The organism is Chryseobacterium arthrosphaerae, assembly GCF_001684965.1.
GTDB lineage: Bacteria > Bacteroidota > Bacteroidia > Flavobacteriales > Weeksellaceae > Chryseobacterium > Chryseobacterium arthrosphaerae.
This window is the reverse complement of record NZ_MAYG01000001.1, coordinates 688,474-704,244: the sequence shown is the minus strand read 5'-3', so window position 1 is coordinate 704,244 and position 15,771 is coordinate 688,474. Positions and strand designations below refer to the sequence as shown.

11 protein-coding genes and 1 tRNA gene are annotated in these 15,771 nt (G+C 37.8%); all 12 read right to left on the bottom strand.

Features of this window, described 5'->3' with window-relative positions:
• Positions 1–126: 126 nt before the first annotated feature.
• Positions 127–4,035 (bottom strand): response regulator, encoded by a 3,909-nt coding sequence (locus BBI00_RS03110; protein ID WP_065397398.1) that lies wholly within the window; start codon positions 4,033–4,035, stop codon positions 127–129.
• A gap of 410 nt (positions 4,036–4,445) precedes the next feature.
• Positions 4,446–5,090, bottom strand: a complete 645-nt coding sequence (locus BBI00_RS03105; RefSeq protein ID WP_065397397.1) for a response regulator — start codon at positions 5,088–5,090, stop codon at positions 4,446–4,448.
• Positions 5,090–5,824: a sensor histidine kinase gene (locus BBI00_RS03100; protein ID WP_065397396.1), complete on the bottom strand. Its 735-nt coding sequence runs from the start codon at positions 5,822–5,824 to the stop codon at positions 5,090–5,092. The genes BBI00_RS03105 and BBI00_RS03100 overlap by 1 nt, the downstream gene beginning before the upstream one ends.
• A gap of 655 nt (positions 5,825–6,479) precedes the next feature.
• Entirely contained in the window at positions 6,480–7,913 is a 1,434-nt protein-coding gene (locus BBI00_RS03095; protein ID WP_065397395.1) for a hypothetical protein, read from the bottom strand.
• A gap of 10 nt (positions 7,914–7,923) precedes the next feature.
• Positions 7,924–10,731, bottom strand: a complete 2,808-nt coding sequence (locus BBI00_RS03090) for a TonB-dependent receptor (protein WP_065397394.1) — start codon at positions 10,729–10,731, stop codon at positions 7,924–7,926.
• A gap of 9 nt (positions 10,732–10,740) precedes the next feature.
• Positions 10,741–11,541, bottom strand: coding sequence for a fimbrial biogenesis chaperone (locus BBI00_RS03085; protein ID WP_228394702.1), 801 nt, complete (start codon positions 11,539–11,541; stop codon positions 10,741–10,743).
• An 80-nt stretch (positions 11,542–11,621) separates the two neighbouring features.
• Positions 11,622–12,167 carry a peptidoglycan-binding protein LysM gene (locus BBI00_RS03080; RefSeq protein ID WP_065397392.1) on the bottom strand — a complete coding sequence of 182 codons (546 nt, stop codon included), beginning with the start codon at positions 12,165–12,167 and terminating at the stop codon, positions 11,622–11,624.
• Positions 12,168–12,366: 199 nt separating this feature from the next.
• Positions 12,367–12,912, bottom strand: a complete 546-nt coding sequence (locus BBI00_RS03075; protein WP_065397391.1) for a peptidoglycan-binding protein LysM — start codon at positions 12,910–12,912, stop codon at positions 12,367–12,369.
• 390 nt (positions 12,913–13,302) lie between these two features.
• Positions 13,303–13,848, bottom strand: a complete 546-nt coding sequence (locus tag BBI00_RS03070) for a peptidoglycan-binding protein LysM (protein WP_065397390.1) — start codon at positions 13,846–13,848, stop codon at positions 13,303–13,305.
• Between the two features lie 201 nt (positions 13,849–14,049).
• Entirely contained in the window at positions 14,050–14,592 is a 543-nt protein-coding gene (locus tag BBI00_RS03065; protein WP_065397389.1) for a peptidoglycan-binding protein LysM, read from the bottom strand.
• Positions 14,593–15,150: 558 nt separating this feature from the next.
• Positions 15,151–15,235: transfer RNA gene (locus BBI00_RS03060), tRNA-Ser, on the bottom strand.
• A gap of 171 nt (positions 15,236–15,406) precedes the next feature.
• Positions 15,407–15,619: a glyceraldehyde-3-phosphate dehydrogenase gene (locus BBI00_RS03055; protein WP_065397388.1), complete on the bottom strand. Its 213-nt coding sequence runs from the start codon at positions 15,617–15,619 to the stop codon at positions 15,407–15,409.
• Positions 15,620–15,771 lie beyond the last annotated feature (152 nt).

Genomic DNA, 15,771 nt, shown 5'->3' with positions numbered 1-15,771 from the left:
CTGTCTCGATTCTGCCATAGTTAGCTATGACCAAATTATTAATCAGTAATTTAAGCTTTATCACAGGACAAACCACAGCTCCGGCAACATACCTTCGATGGTTAGAATCCGTATCATTTCAGTTTTTTATTGTATCAGATTTTTAATTAACTGTAAACCGGTTTTTATCTCCTGGATAATTTCTTCTTCCATGGAAATAAAATCCATCTCAGGATCTGTTTTATTTTCCCAACTTGCAGTACGTTCAGTAAGACTTATCAGTCCTGCTGTTCCTGCCGTTCCTTTGAGCTTGTGAAGAATCAGTTTCAAGCCGGCACTGTCTTTTTCAGCTGTGCTTTTTTTGATATTTTCCTCAGCCTGAGTAAGTTGATCTATTACAAGGTTCAAAAATGTTTTTCTGAAATCCTCATCGTCATCCCCTATTTGTTCATTCAGGAGGTTGATATCCAGGTAGGTTTTCTTAGTAGCAGAATCTCCGGAAAGAGTATTATTTTCATTACCGATATGATTTTTCAGCATTTCCAGTAGATCAGCCTGTCTTAAAGGTTTAGGCAGGAAGTCATTCATCCCGGAATCCAGGCACTTTTCTTTCTCTCCAAGAACATTACCTGCAGTTACACCAATAATCGGAACATTGGAATATTCCGGGAGTAAACGGATTTGTTTAGTAGCTTCAATACCATCCATTACCGGCATCTGAACATCCATTAAAATGATGTCGAATGTTTTTTCTTTACACTGCAAAACAGCCTGCAGCCCATCCGTAGCTTCTGTAAGCTGTGCATCCGGAACCAGTGAACGCATCATTTTATGGTTAAGAACCATATTGACCGGGTTATCATCTACCAGTAAAACTTTCGGAGACTGCATCAGTATGGATATTTCTGTTTCAGGTTGTACGGTAACGGTTGTCTCTTTTTCTGTATTTTTCACAGCTGTTCTTAATGTTTTATAAAGCTCTTCAGACTTGATAGGCTTCAGCAGGAAATATGAATTGTTTTCCTGGCGGAAAGAATTAATAACATCGTGTTCCTCAGAAGACGTGTGAAGAATAATCAAAGGAGAAGATTCATGCTGTTTGTTGAAGAGTTCCCTGATTTTTTCGATCGTTTCCAGCCCGGAAATAACCGGCATATGATAATCCATCAGAATGACATCAAAACGCTCTCCTGCAAGTAATATCTGAAGAGCTTCCATTCCGTTGGCTGCAAGCTTTGAATCTATATTTTTATAGGCAAGCATATGCTGAATAATAATCCTGTTGGCTTCATTATCATCTACAATCAGCACCTTGTTTATTTTCAGGTCCTCATTTTCATGACGGTCAGATATTTCGTAAGGTACTTCTATGTCAAAATAGAAAACAGATCCTTTCTGAACTTCGCTCAACAATGACAGGCTACTTCCCATATATTTCAGAATATTATTTGAAATGGTCAGTCCGAGACCTGTTCCTCCATACCGTTTGCTGATAGAACTGTTTTCCTGGGTAAATGCATTGAAAATATGCTGCTGTTTTTCCTTGGGGATACCAATTCCCGTATCTCTTACGGAAAATCTCAATTTGATATTCTTACTGTCCAGATTCAGTTTTTCTACTTTAAGTTCTATTTCTCCCTGTTCTGTAAATTTCACTGCATTTCCAAGAAGGTTGACCAAAATCTGTTTCAGCCGTGATTCATCCAGCCAGATGGTTTCAGGGAGTCCCTGTTCTATATTCAGCAGTAACTCAATATTTTTTTTCTGCGACTGGTAAAGAATTACATTGATGACCTGGCTTACCATGTCATAAATATTGGACCTGTCAACAACCAGATCCATTTTTCCGGATTCTACCTTGGAAAAATCAAGTATATCGTTGATGATATTCAGTAAATTCTCCCCTGATTCATTGATATAATTGAGGTATTGAGTCTGTATATCATTCAATGGCGTTTTCAAAAGAAGATCAGAGAACCCGATAACACCGTTCAGCGGGGTTCGGATTTCATGGCTCATATTGGCTAAGAATTCAGTCTTTGCTTTACTCGCAATATCTGCCATTTTCTTCGCATTTTTCAGCTCTTTATTGATTTTCACAGAGGCTGTAATATTCTGTGCAGAAACAATAATTCCGCCTATGACATTACTCGAAAGATACCATGGAGTAACTTCTATATTATAATGCTGAATGATGCCTTTACCTGGAACTTCGATGGCCATATCTTCATTTTTGTAAGCCTTTCCTGCCAGTGCATCCTGGTATATTTTTATTCTTTCATCCGGTACATTGGGGGAAATCTTAAACATGTTTTCGCCAATAAGCCTGATGTCGTTCATCTGGAATTCATCTTTCCAGCTTCTGCTTACGGAAAGGTAATTAAGATCTTTGTCAAACATCGCTACTGTAGAAGGTACGTATTTTACAAAAGACTGCAGCATAGCCTCTTTTTTGGCCAGTTCAAGATAAATATTCTTGAAGTTATCAATATTCTGAATGATTCCATAGACCCTGGTGCATACTCCGTCTTCAAATTCCGGTATGCCTTTTACCCTTACCCAGATCATCATACCGTCATTTTGCACAAGCTGTAATTCTTCATCATAGGGAATGCCTTCTTTTACAGCTTTTTCGAACAATAATTCCAGTTTCTCACGGCTTTTCTCACTGTAGAAACCCAGTGCATTTTCAAGATCGGGCTGGAAATTTTTATCTATTTTATGGATTTCCCTGGTAGACTGTGACCAGAGAACAGTATTGTTTTTCAGGTTAACTTCCCATCCTCCCACCTGGGCAACGGCACTGGTCTGTTCCAACATCTTTTTGGTATGAACAAGATCTTTTTCCAAGGTAATTCTTTCAGTCACATTCAGGGCAGTACTCACCACATATGGATTTCCTTCTTTATCGATCTCCACGAGATTATGATACATCCAGACAATATCCTCACCTCCTTTTGTTCTCAGGATCATAGTTCCGAAATCTTCCTGACTTTTGTTGATTCGTTCGAGATATTGCTCCAAAAGAGGCCAGTTTTTTTGGGGAACAAGGTCTTTTAAATTCAACTTTTCAACCTCTTCGGCAGAATATTGAAGGGTTTCCCTGCCTTTTTCGTTGACAGCAATGATATTTCCTTCCATATCATGCATGCTCATCAGGCCAATAGCATTTTCAAAGAAGCTTCTGAAGCGGCGTTCAGAGCTTTCAAGTTTAAGCTTTTCTTCGATTCGCTGAGTGATGTTAATTCCGAAACAAAAAATCTCTGAATGATTTTGATTGAGTTTTAAATACCATTCAATAATGATGGTTTGGGTGTTACCTATGTTTGTTGAAGTAGTAAATGTCACTTCTTCATCTGTATCGGGTAGATTTTTGGAAAATAGTTGAAGTTGAGAATTATGACTTCCGATCAGATCGAGAAAATTCTGATTGAGAAGATGCCCTTTATCCATTTGAAAGGTTTTTTCAAAGGCCGGGTTACTCTCTTTCAATAAAAAATCTTTATCCAGAACACAGATCAGATTATTAGAAATGGTAAACGTTTTTTGAAAATACTCAGCCTCAATATTCTTCCTTTTTGCCATCAGTATTTTGGTGATGGCCTCTCCTATTTTTTTTAGGGTTGAAATCTGATCGCTGGTAATTGTTTTGGGTTTATAATCAATAACACAGATGGTTCCTAATACGAATCCTTCATCATCAATAAGTGGTATTCCTGCATAAAACCGAATGCCACCAGCCAGAATAAGCGGGTTATCAGATGATCTTTCGTCTAACAGAGTATCATTGATAATGAGGATATCTCCACTTGCAATAGAATACTGGCATACCGTGTTTTTTCTGTCTACAAAGTCAAGGGCAAGTCCTACACAGCTCTGAATGGTCTGGGTTTCGCTTTCCATCATAGCAATAAGCGCTGCGGGGCAGTCTGTCACCAGGCATGCTGTTTCTGCAAAAATGTCTAACTGGGGATCTTTTTCAAGGTTTAAAAGATCAAAATACTCCAGTTTTTTCATTCTCCCTTCTTCATTCGCAGGAATTGGATACTTCTTCATATATTATATCAACAATTAGAGATTTTTCTATTTCAATTATTAAAAAATGATAATCACCGCATTAAAGTTTATATTTTAAATATTTTTAAATGCTTTGAATTATTATTTTAACAGGCAAACCAAAATACGAAATTATTTGTATTACATTACAGTAAATTTGACAATAAACATTTATACATGATTATTTCAAATGAATTGAAGCAAATTCCGGATTTTTCAGAGAAGTCATTGGTATTATGAAACTAAAAAAAGTACCCTTGAGATATAAAAATCTTCTGGAATCTCTATTTGGCAGCGTAGATTGATAACAACAGCAAACACTCCATATCTCTCTCATCTGCATTGCAAAATCCGCTGCAGCATTTAATATAATCCCATTGAATTTCAATCAGATTTTTATGATAGAATATCTATTGGTTATACATCCTGAGGATCTCCACCAATTCGGGTATAGACCGTATTTTTAACTTCTCAAACAACCTTATTTTGTAGGTGCTGATCGTTGATGAATGGAGATTCAGCTGGTTAGAGATTTCTTTAAGGGGAAGACCTTCTGCAAGCTTATTCGCAATTTGCAATTCGCGGTCCGATAACGCTTCAAAAGGAGAATTTTTGGCTGTGCCATTTAATGATTCTAAGAAAACAGCTTCTTTTATATGGTCACTTACATACCGGCCCTTAGTAAGCATCGCCGTTAAAGCAGTCTCAATTACTTCAGTAGAGCTTAGTTTGCTTAAGTAGCCACCGGCACCCATTTTCAGGTAACGCATCCCATACAGTTCTTCATCCTGTGAAGAAAATATCAGAATTTTCAATTCAGGTTGGTGAATTTTTACATAATCTATCGCTTCCTGCACAGTACCATTAGGCATATTTACATCCATAATAGCCAGGTCCGGTTTTTCATTCAGAATTAATTTGTACAGTGATTTATAATCCTCTACTTCTGAAATGACGGCATCGGGTCTTAACCGTTTGATCGTCTGTATCAAACCCATCCGAACGATACCATGATCATCTGCTACTACAATACGAATGTTTACTTTTGAACCCATTATTCTATAAATTTATGTAAAAAAAGGGAAACCGTAGTGCCTTTATTTTCAGCGGAAATGATTTGGATGTTTCCATTCAGCAAGGATATAAAATTTTTTACAATTTTCAAACTTAATCCAACGCCTTTCTCACCGGCAGTTCCCAGGAATACAGGATGATCATAGGTGTAGATCGCAGGTAAATACTTTTCATTCATTCCGGTTCCGAAATCAATTACAGACAGTACAACCTGATTACCTTCTGTAACTTCCTGCAGATAAACATCCTGCCCCGGAAAGGAGTATTTTACCGCATTATCAAAAATTTTGTCTAAAACATATTCGAGCAATATACGGTCGCCTGTCACCAATGCATTGTGATCTCCTTTAAAATAAAATCTGATGTTTTTTTCTTTTAATTTAGCCGCATATTTCTCTTCTAAATGATGAAAAAGATCCATCACCATAATTTTGACGGGCTTAATCTTAAATTCCCCGTATTGCGTTTTTAGCCATGCAACGCTGTCCTGAATAGTTTGCAGGTTTTTCCGGGCATCTTTTTTTATCTGTGGCAACAACTTAAAAAAATCTTCCTCACTTATGGTCTTCTGCTCCAGCTCTTCTAAAAGCCACAGAAGGGTTCCAAACAGTTCTTTTGAATCATGAGACAATAGCGAGATCAGTCCGTTCTTGAAATTGATTTCGTTTTCCAGTCTTTCAATTTTTAATTGTAGTTCGTTGATAAAATCATTCATAAAATCCGTTTCAAAGGTTTTAGAAGCTGTTTGAATTATTTTTTTTGAAAGAAGGCAGAAAGGATTGCATTGTTTAAATGCAAATAAAACTATAGTTCAGGCCTTTCTTCCAGGAGCCGGCAAGTTATAAAAAATATCATATTGGTAAAAAGAAAAATCAAATAGGATTTACCTAAAATTACAAATACCGTATTTTATTTAACTTAAAACAGCTTTGTGCGGCATAATATTCCGGAAGACTTCCACCTAATAAACTGTTACTTGCATTACGGGAAACGGGTAAAAGATGAAACATGGGGCAATATCACATCTACAGGTTCTGAAAATATGGCGTGATGAAGGAAAAATCATCAAAGGAAGAAACGTATCTGCAGAGATACTTTAAGAAATCTTTTGAACAGTTTTATGGCCTATATCAATTGTGATGACGGAACCACAGCCCTAAAATGCTGGCACAGCATGGAATGAGAAACGAATTATTGGAAGGCCTCCCGCTTATTTTATGCGCATGAAGGAATTTTTCGCCAACCGATGAAAGCAAAACCGTTCATCTTAGAAGCCGCAAGCACAAAAAATCAAAAACCAGATTTTTTTTGAATACCGTTAATATTATGCTGATCCGGCGATTAAGTATTACAAGAGTTACTTCAGAAAGTTAAATTGCCGTAAAGCTATAATAAACATTGACAGAGTAAGTGGTGTTTTCCTTCCCTACCAAACTTTGGGCACCTGCAGGAGGTATGGTATATCTTATGTTCAGCCCCCGGTCCAAAACCGGTGCTCCGTTAAAAAGTATTTTTTGAGGAGTTTTGGATAAAGGTACATTTACAGAGCCTCCATCTACACCAATTTGTAAAATGTTTGAATTGATGTCGGTCTGCAGGCCGCCTTTCTTGAAGTAATTTTCGTCCGATTTTACATAGAGTTCAAAATTTTCATTATTGGACAACATAATCTGGTTGGGAATCATTTGTGACTGGCCGTCGGTATATTGGGCAGCGGTATTGAAATTGAAGTTGACGTTACGCCCGGAACTGGGGATGGTAATCTCGGACAGAGGAAGCACCTTCAACTGAACAGCCGTATTTTGCAGACTGTTAATTGAATTATCCGTACTTCCGGCATTGAAGTTCAATTCAAACGTATAGGTTCCGGCTTCAAAAAAAAGGTTTTTAAAGTCATCCGCAGACACATAAAGCTGCGGAATAAAGCTGCTTCTGTTTCCCGCTACAACACTGAAATTAGCAGCTGAAAAATTCTGAAAGTCGGAAGACAGGGCCTTGGTTGTGAGTGCAGATCCGTTACTCCCCAATTTAAGGCTGGCTATATTTCTGGTTCCCGGAACACCTTTGGAAGAAGTGAACTGAATGTTTGCGGAAGCAGCTTTCGCCCAAAAATTAAAATCGACCGTATGCGCAATTTCCGTATTCCCCAGATCCCATACGCGCGTAGCTGTATTGCGGTAGTCATTCAGAGAAGATATTTCTATGTATTTTGTTAAAGAGTTGGCGATCCATCGTATAGAGGAAGGAATGACCAAAATTGTTTTAAAGTTTCGTGGGGTGAAGTCATTATAATTCTGAGTGATATCCATGGAGTAATTTCCGGCCCGGAAGGCATTGGCCGTAAATTGTGCGGCAGGAATTTTAAATGTAAAATTGATATTTCCCCGGTTAAATCCTCCCCCGAGGCTGGTTGATGGCGGTTCAAACCATCTTACAGCGCTTGTACTGAACGACTGAAAACCTGGTAAATAACCTGAAAATCCAATAGACGGCAGCTGCCCGCCCATGCTTTCCAACTGCCAAAGAAGCGTGGAACTGGGTAAAGTAAGTGAGGACGAAGAGTGAGTAAAAGTTGGCCCGGAAACAGAGGTAAATGTAGGCGCTGTAGGAAGTAATCCCAAAAAGGCATAATCCCAGTTTGTTCTGTTGGCGTTTGTCATTACCCTTGTAGGTACTGAGGTAAATTCACTTCTGTTAAAAATATTATTTTCAGGAACCGACAGGTACACATCCTGAGCTTTCGTGGCTGCAGACCCGCATAACACCGTAAAAATTCCTATTAGAAAAGCCCTCATCTTTTTCATACTTTTAAATTTAAAACTTTTTCACCTTAATGGTAGTGTCTTTCTTCTTATATTCAAAAATCACGGTTTTTGAGTATCCTTCTTTTGTCACCTGAATAGTCTGGATAGGGTGTGTATAGCTGTATTTGTCATTTTCAATATAGAGGTTGTATTTTCCATCTTTCAGGAAAAACTCAAACTCATTTTTCTGATTAACCACGGCAGTAGAGATCGTACCATCTTCACTTTTTGCATACACCACTATTCCGGTCACATCCGTTTCCACAGTATCGTAAGCCTGTTTGATCTCTGTCAATCTCCCACTTACCCTGATGTTTTTTACCAGGCCTACTTTGCGGTTGATACTGTTATGTACCATAATGACAGGATCCATCATCAACCGTGCACCCGCACTTTCGTTCACCTTCAGGGTGTAAGTGCCATCAGGCACATTCAGAAAAACTACTTTTCCATTCCTATCTGTCATCGCTACATAATTGTCCAGCTTTACAATTTCATTAGCAAGTACCGGTTCGCCCGACTCCAGAAGTCCATTGAAATTTTTATCTTCAAAGAACTGGAACGCCACTTTATGGTTTCCGAAAGCTGTAGCTGTGGTAAAATATTTTTTAATTCCCACTCTGAACTGGTAATAACTGCCACTGGTTGCATATTCGGCCGTAGATTTATAACCTGAAAGATTAAAATACCCTGTGGTGGACCAGGAAGGCGAGATCTTATATTCCAGATTACCGGTGATATTGCTGTTTAAATTTTTATAAAGTTCCGAATAGAAGGCTCCTGCTGAAAATGACCCGGTCAGATTATGGTTAAACATCTGGAAATTATACGAGGCGTATACGTTATAGTTGGCAAAATTACGGTTCACATCATAATAATAAGAATTTAAATCAAAGACACTGGTTGCATTCCACTGGGCTGTTCCGTTGAGGGAGAATGATTTATATCTGTAAGACAAAGTTGTTTTCAGACTGTTGAACCAGTCCGGTTTATTATTCTCTTTTGAATAAGAATATTCCGCCGTCAGGTTCAACCCGTGGGCACCTAATGTAGTGCTGATATTGGCTTCCAACCGGTATGAAAAAAGTTCCTGAGATGTGTAAAAATTAGCGGTTTTCTGCTTTTCAACCTTTGGAGAAAATAGAAAATTCCACTTCTTTAAAGAAAACTGATATCCTAATCCCAAAGCTTCTGTGCTGTTGAAATAATAACGCAAATCCGAGGTATTCCCAGCTTGGGCCGGTTCACTCTGGAAGCTCAGGAACTCAGGTTCTATCTGCGAATTCTGATATTGTATAAAAGCACGCTGAGCAGCAGAAAACTGGCGGCCGATCCGCTGATTTGAGAAAAAGGATCCCCGTTTGATTCCTGCATAACTTTTAGTGGCAAATGAATTTACAGATTGTATATCCCATTTTCCTATTTTCCCTTCGTAATGGGCTCCCATTGAAGCTCCTGCATTTTCATCATTGTTCAAAAGTCCTTTTTCGTGGCTCAAGCCTATCTCCGTCCGCACGGTATGTTTATCGTTAATCAGAAACGATGTCACCGCATTCGCTACCTGCGTATCTACGTGAAAGCGCGGATCATGATCGAATATATAAGATACTTTCCCATGGAAAGATTGGGCATTCCCAAAACCATATTTTGCCCCTACCATGGTAGATCCTTCCGTTTGCTGGAAATAAGTGCCGTAGAGGTTATAATTATTTTCAAGCGCAAGAATTTCAACCTGGTTATTTTTTCCAAATCTGGTAGAAACCTTCCCTCCTCTTCCGAAAACCGGGTAATCGTAATCGCTGCTATTCACATTTCCCACCCTCAATACCGTATTTTTTCGCTCCAGTTCCAGCCAGGTATCATACAGGTTATAGCGGCCGTCTTCATGATAGTAATCTGCACCAATATTGAAACGTGATTTCAAATTATCAGTCATCCGGAACGCTGTATTTCCCCTCAATTGAAGATAATTGAAACCGGAACTGTTTTCATTATAGCTAAATTCCGCAAAATTACTTCCGCTCGCCGCTTCGTTTCCCCGGGCAATTTGTCTGTTATGCGATAAAATAACTAAGTAAAGTGTGTTGCTTCCCACGATTTTATTATCAAGCAGGTCTGTAACAGTTGCATTAATATTAAATTCCGGATAAAGTGTATTCTGTTTTCTGACTGCAATTCTGATCTCTACCGTTTGCTTTTCTAAACCTTCCAGAGTTATGGTTTGCTGTTTTGGCAAAATTTCCAGACCATCAGGAATAGATTGCAAATCAATCTTAACGGTCCGTTTACTATATCCCTGGTTTTCTACAATCAGCAGAATTGAGGATTGGGGCAAAGCAGGATTAATGAAATTTTCGTATGTGTCGGTATAAATTGCAATGTTTTTGTTCTCGCCTTTAGCAACGAAGAACGATGTGCTTTCAGTTCCGGTGAGCGTTGGGGTGGCATACGAAACCTGGAATTGGATCTTATTGGATCTCAGTTTCATAAAATCCAGGTTGGCGATCAGTTTTACAGGAAGAGTTTTAGACTGACCCGCACCTAAAGTAAAGTCATTTTTGGGATAGAAAAGCAATCCCGGATATTTTTCCTGAGGTAAGATATTCTGAATGATAATCTCTTCAGAACTTTTATTCTCAATGACCAGGAAATTAGTAAAAGTAGAACCCTTCTCAACAGCTACACTGTCATTTTCAAAATGGATTTGAATGTCCTTTTTTTCCTGCGCAAAGGCCAACGACATATGCAGAAGAACAAATACAAAAAATAAGATTGTTCTTCTCAGGACTGATATTGATATTCCATTCTGTGGTTTCAAGACTTAATTTTAAAATTTAAAGTTTTTTTCTCCTACACGTAAATCGTTGGATTCTGCCATTTTGACGATAACCACGCCAAGAAAGTTCCCTGAAATGTTCTCCGGTAAAGAAAACTGAACAACCTGATCGGTATCCGGAAGCATGGAGATGGAAATTGCGGGTAATTTCATTTCCTTACCACTGTCTGTATTGGTGAGTTCAAACTCAACGGTGGCATCATTGACCGTGTTTCCATCATTATGAATGCTTACTGCGACTTTTCTGTTCGCTGCATTCTGATTACTCACCTCTGCAATATTGGTAATATCCAGACTTTTCACATGGTTTCCCGGTGGAGTATAAAAGATATGAAGCCCCACCTCAAATAAGGTAATAATACCAATACCGTTCTGAACACGTGCCTTATCTGCCTGCTGAGGAAGTTGGGTGAAAAACAGCATACTGTTTGTAACGGCAGACTGTGATGCGTTTGCCGGAATCTGCATGGTTACTACAATCTCCTTTGTACTTTTCGCAGGAACCGTTACAGCGTTTTCTAAAGTAGACACCCAGGAAGCATTGGAAGTTTTTGAACTGCCTGCTTCAAGATAAACCTTATTTCCGTCTTCTTCTCTAAACCAATCTTTATAGTTGAGATTAAAAACATAATCTTTATCCGAGCTGTTTTGAAGCGTAACAGTCTTTGTTACTTTTTCTCCCGGATTACCGGTAAAAAACAAGCGTGTAGGCGACATAGAGATACTTTGTGCCAGAAGTGAAGAAGATCCTGTGAGGAGAAAGAAAATGAATAGGTGAATAAACTTGTGCATGGTGTAAATAGTTTAATGATAAAAGAACCCAAAACTACTGAAAACATAGCAAAAAGGAGCTTTTGAAACTAAAAATTTTATTATAAGGCAGTCGCCGTATACGTTACTGTTTGAGTATAAGTTCCGGCCGGTTTACCTAAAATATCAGATGATGATGATTTTGCTGCGGGAATAGTGTAATCCAGATTCAATGTTAACGCACTTCCAAGAGGAGCATTGGTAACTAAATTCTGATCCGTTGCAGATAAAACTACAGCATTTTTTGTTCCGCCCATGGTTCCGGCAGCTGTTGCTGCTTTGATAGTCAAAACATTGACAGGGATTAAGTTCGTTCCATTCATGAAATTAGCACCCCCTGCTTTTACTTTTACATTAAAGTTCTTCGTTGAAGTTACCTTCAGAGAGTTGGCTTTAGTAATCGTCTGATCAGAATTATAGTCTGCTGCAGTTACATAGTTAAAATCAACCGTATTACCAATTGCAGTACTTCCGGCATCAATAGAGATTACATCGTTCAGGGTAATGTTTACGGTTGTAGTTGCGGTAGTATTTTGAGCCTGAACATTATCTGTTCCCAATATGATCGCTCCGATAGTTAAGGCTGTGATTAAGATTTGTTTTGTCATGGCAGTATTATTTAATTGTTATTCTTTTTTAATTGTTCCTTTTGAACACTACAAATCTACAGCGGCTATAAAAGTTTCCTTGTAGTGGAAAGAGGAAGCTTATGTAGTAAAATCACTACAGCATTACGCATTGGGCTAAACAGAAAAACCCTCAATACCTGGAAAGTACTGAGGGCAAATATATTGATGTGTTTTTTTATTATAAAGCAGTCGCTGTATACGTTACTGTTTGCGTATAGGTTCCGGCCGGTTTACCTAAAATATCAGAAGATGATGATTTTGCTGCGGGAATAGTATAATCCAGATTCAGTGTTAACGCACTTCCAAGAGGAGCATTGGTAACTAAATTCTGATCCGTTGCAGATAAAACTACAGCATTTTTTGTTCCGCCCATGGTTCCGCCAGCTGTTGCTGCTTTGATTGTCAAAACATTGACAGGGATTAAATTGGTTCCATTCATGAAATTAGCACCCCCTGCTTTTACTTTTACATTAAAGTTCTTTGTTGAAGTTACCTTCAGAGAGTTGGCTTTAGTAATCGTCTGATCAGAATTATAATCTGCTGCAGTTACATAGTTAAAATCAACCGTATTACCAATTGCAGTACTTCCGGCATCAATAGAGATTACATCGTTAAGGGTAATGTTTACGGTTGTAGTTGCAGTAGTATTTTGAGCCTGAACATTATCTGTTCCCAATATGATCGCTCCGATAGTTAAGGCTGTGATTAAGATTTGTTTTGTCATGGCAGTATTATTTAATTGTTATTCTTTTTTTATTGTTCCTTTTGAACACTACAAATCTACAGCGGCTATAAAAGTTTCCTTGTAGTGGAAAAAGGAAGTTCATGTAGTAAAATCACTACACGGTTTATTCATTTTTGAATTAAATAATAAAGCCCCCAACACTTTCTAAGTATTGAGGGCTTATATAAATTCTGTTACTATTATAAAGCAATCATAATATAAATCACCATTTGCGTATAATTTTTCTTCAGGTTTTCACAAAAATCTACTGAATGTTTGGGTGTGATGTATTAATTAGATTTAAATGTCCAGAAATGCATACAAAATCAAAGGCCTCCTGAGGAAGCCTTCGAAACACCAAATCACAAAATATTAATATGAAAAATTAACTTATAAAGCAGTCGCCGTATAAGTTACTGTTTGAGTATAAGTTCCGGCCGGTTTACCTAAAATATCAGATGATGATGATTTTGCTGCGGGAATAGTGTAATCCAGATTCAGTGTTAATGCGCTTCCAAGAGGAGCATTGGTAACTAAATTCTGATCCGTTGCAGATAAAACTACAGCATTTTTTGTTCCGCCCATGGTTCCGGCAGCTGTGGCAGCTTTGATAGTCAAAACATTGACAGGGATTAAGTTTGTTCCATTCATGAAATTAGCACCCCCTGCTTTTACTTTTACATTAAAGTTCTTTGTTGAAGTAACCTTCAGAGAGTTGGCTTTAGTAATCGTCTGATCAGAATTATAATCTGCTGCAGTAGCATAATTAAAATCAACCGTATTACCAATTGCAGTACTTCCGGCATCAATAGAGATTACATCGTTCAGGGTAATGTTTACGGTTGTAGTTGCAGTAGTATTTTGAGCCTGAACATTATCTGTTCCCAATATGATCGCTCCGATAGTTAAGGCTGTGATTAAGATTTGTTTTGTCATGGCAGTATTATTTAATTGTTATTCTTTTTTTATTGTTCCTTTTGAACACTACAAATCTACAGCGGCAATAAAAGTTTCTTTGTAGTGGAAAAAGGAAGTTCATGTAGTAAAATCACTACAGCATTACACATTGGGCCTAAACAGAAAGCCCTCAATACTTTTGACAGTATTGAGGGCTTTCTGTTTGGATTGGTATTTTATTTACAATGCAGTGGCAGTATACGTTATTTTCTGTGTGTAAGTTCCATGGGGTTTTCCCAGAAGAACCCTGGATGCATTTTCTGCCGAAATGGAGTAAGCAATATTTAAAGACTGTCTGGTACCTAAACTTGCATTACTCACCAGCACCTGATCATTTGCAGATAAAGTAACCTCATTCAGGGTTCCTACCAGGCTTCCGCCCGGTATTGCTTTTACCTGTAATATATCTACAGGAATTAAGTTTGCTCCGCTTACAAAGTGTGTCCCTTCAGATTTTACTTTTACATCAAAATTTTTGGATGAAATGATGACTAAACTATTGGGAACGGTAATATTTTTCGGTGAATTGTAATCTTTTGTATTCGCATAATTAAAATCTACAGCTCCCTCTGAAGCAGCAGAGCCAATGTCCATAGCAATAACGTCCGATAAAATAATATTTACTGATGTACTCACCCGCTCTGAATTTTGTGCCATAACCTGTTGGGTTCCCAGGACAATTGCTCCCAGAGACAGCGCAGAGATAAAGATCTTTTTTTTCATGATTAATAAATTTAAAGAGGTGTAATAAAATATTGTGATTCAGGAACTCATTATAAATTTAATAACATTATCTGACATTACCAAAGCCTTTTTCATCATTGATCAAGTATTGTCATCATAAAGTTTACGGATATTCAATCTAACAGCTGATTATTATTACAATCTTACACCGGTAAAAGTATCCTGATGCGTAAGGAAATTGTTGAACGGCCCTACAACTGATATCAGTATTCATGACCGGGCCACTATTTTTTAATTTTCCAAAATTTATTCTGATTCTTAATTGAATGTTTTAAATTCTTAAAGCCAGATACTTCGGACAGGGTACAAAAGTTGGGGAATAGTATTATCTGTATTGATGGAATTGAATTAACGCAAAGATTTTATTGTTGAAACTGCTGGTTTTTAAGGAGGCAAAGAATGGAATCAATTTCATTGATTCTTATGAAGCGGATATAGGCATGCACCTTCTTTAACGGCGAAGCATCCATTCTTCCTTAAAAATCCTTATGGCTAAAAAATAAAAAAACCTTCAGATAAAATCTGAAGGTTTTTCTGCGGAGAGTGAGGGATTCGAACCCCCGGACCTGTTACAGTCAACAGTTTTCAAGACTGCCGCAATCGACCACTCTGCCAACTCTCCTTAAACTCCGGTAATACCGTTGTTTTCAGTGGTGCAAATATAGAACGATTTTTAATTCCTGCAAAACTTTTAGAACATAAATTTTAACAAAACTTAATAATAGACTAGAAATCAAGGGAATTATTTTACATAAAATATTTAACTATTCCCTGTAAGGTAATATTAATGTCTCTATTCTCTGTCAACTATTGCGATGAAGCTGTTTTTTAAAAGATCGGAAGGGTATACAAACTGATCTCCATCCTTACCTTTTATTACAATGGCTCCCTGCTCATCGTTCAGGCATTTGTCCAGTTGGGTTTTCAGGTCATTGAGCTGTCCGTGGGGAGCTTCAATGGTGTAGGTTCCGGTAACGTGTGTTATTTTGATGACTTTTGTTTCCATATTTTTTTGATTAGTTGCTAAATGTAGGAATTTTATCTGAAGTATGAAGACATTTATGACCATCAACGGGCATCAACTGGCTTGGTAAAAACTGGGGTTCAATCTTAAGGAGAAGAAAATTTATATTCTGGATTAAGCATTATACAAATACT

Bases quoted from the DNA above. Each gene is read 5' to 3' on its own strand.
- BBI00_RS03095 (WP_065397395.1), bottom strand. From the start codon at position 7,913: ATGAAAAAGATGAGGGCTTTTCTAATAGGAATTTTTACGGTGTTATGC.
- BBI00_RS03085 (WP_228394702.1), bottom strand. From the start codon at position 11,541: ATGCACAAGTTTATTCACCTATTCATTTTCTTTCTCCTCACAGGATCT.
- BBI00_RS03080 (WP_065397392.1), bottom strand. From the start codon at position 12,167: ATGACAAAACAAATCTTAATCACAGCCTTAACTATCGGAGCGATCATA.
- BBI00_RS03065 (WP_065397389.1), bottom strand. From the start codon at position 14,592: ATGAAAAAAAAGATCTTTATCTCTGCGCTGTCTCTGGGAGCAATTGTC.
- BBI00_RS03100 (WP_065397396.1), bottom strand. From the start codon at position 5,824: ATGAATGATTTTATCAACGAACTACAATTAAAAATTGAAAGACTGGAA.
- BBI00_RS03070 (WP_065397390.1), bottom strand. From the start codon at position 13,848: ATGACAAAACAAATCTTAATCACAGCCTTAACTATCGGAGCGATCATA.
- BBI00_RS03110 (WP_065397398.1), bottom strand. From the start codon at position 4,035: ATGAAGAAGTATCCAATTCCTGCGAATGAAGAAGGGAGAATGAAAAAA.
- BBI00_RS03105 (WP_065397397.1), bottom strand. From the start codon at position 5,090: ATGGGTTCAAAAGTAAACATTCGTATTGTAGTAGCAGATGATCATGGT.
- BBI00_RS03075 (WP_065397391.1), bottom strand. From the start codon at position 12,912: ATGACAAAACAAATCTTAATCACAGCCTTAACTATCGGAGCGATCATA.
- BBI00_RS03055 (WP_065397388.1), bottom strand. From the start codon at position 15,619: ATGGAAACAAAAGTCATCAAAATAACACACGTTACCGGAACCTACACC.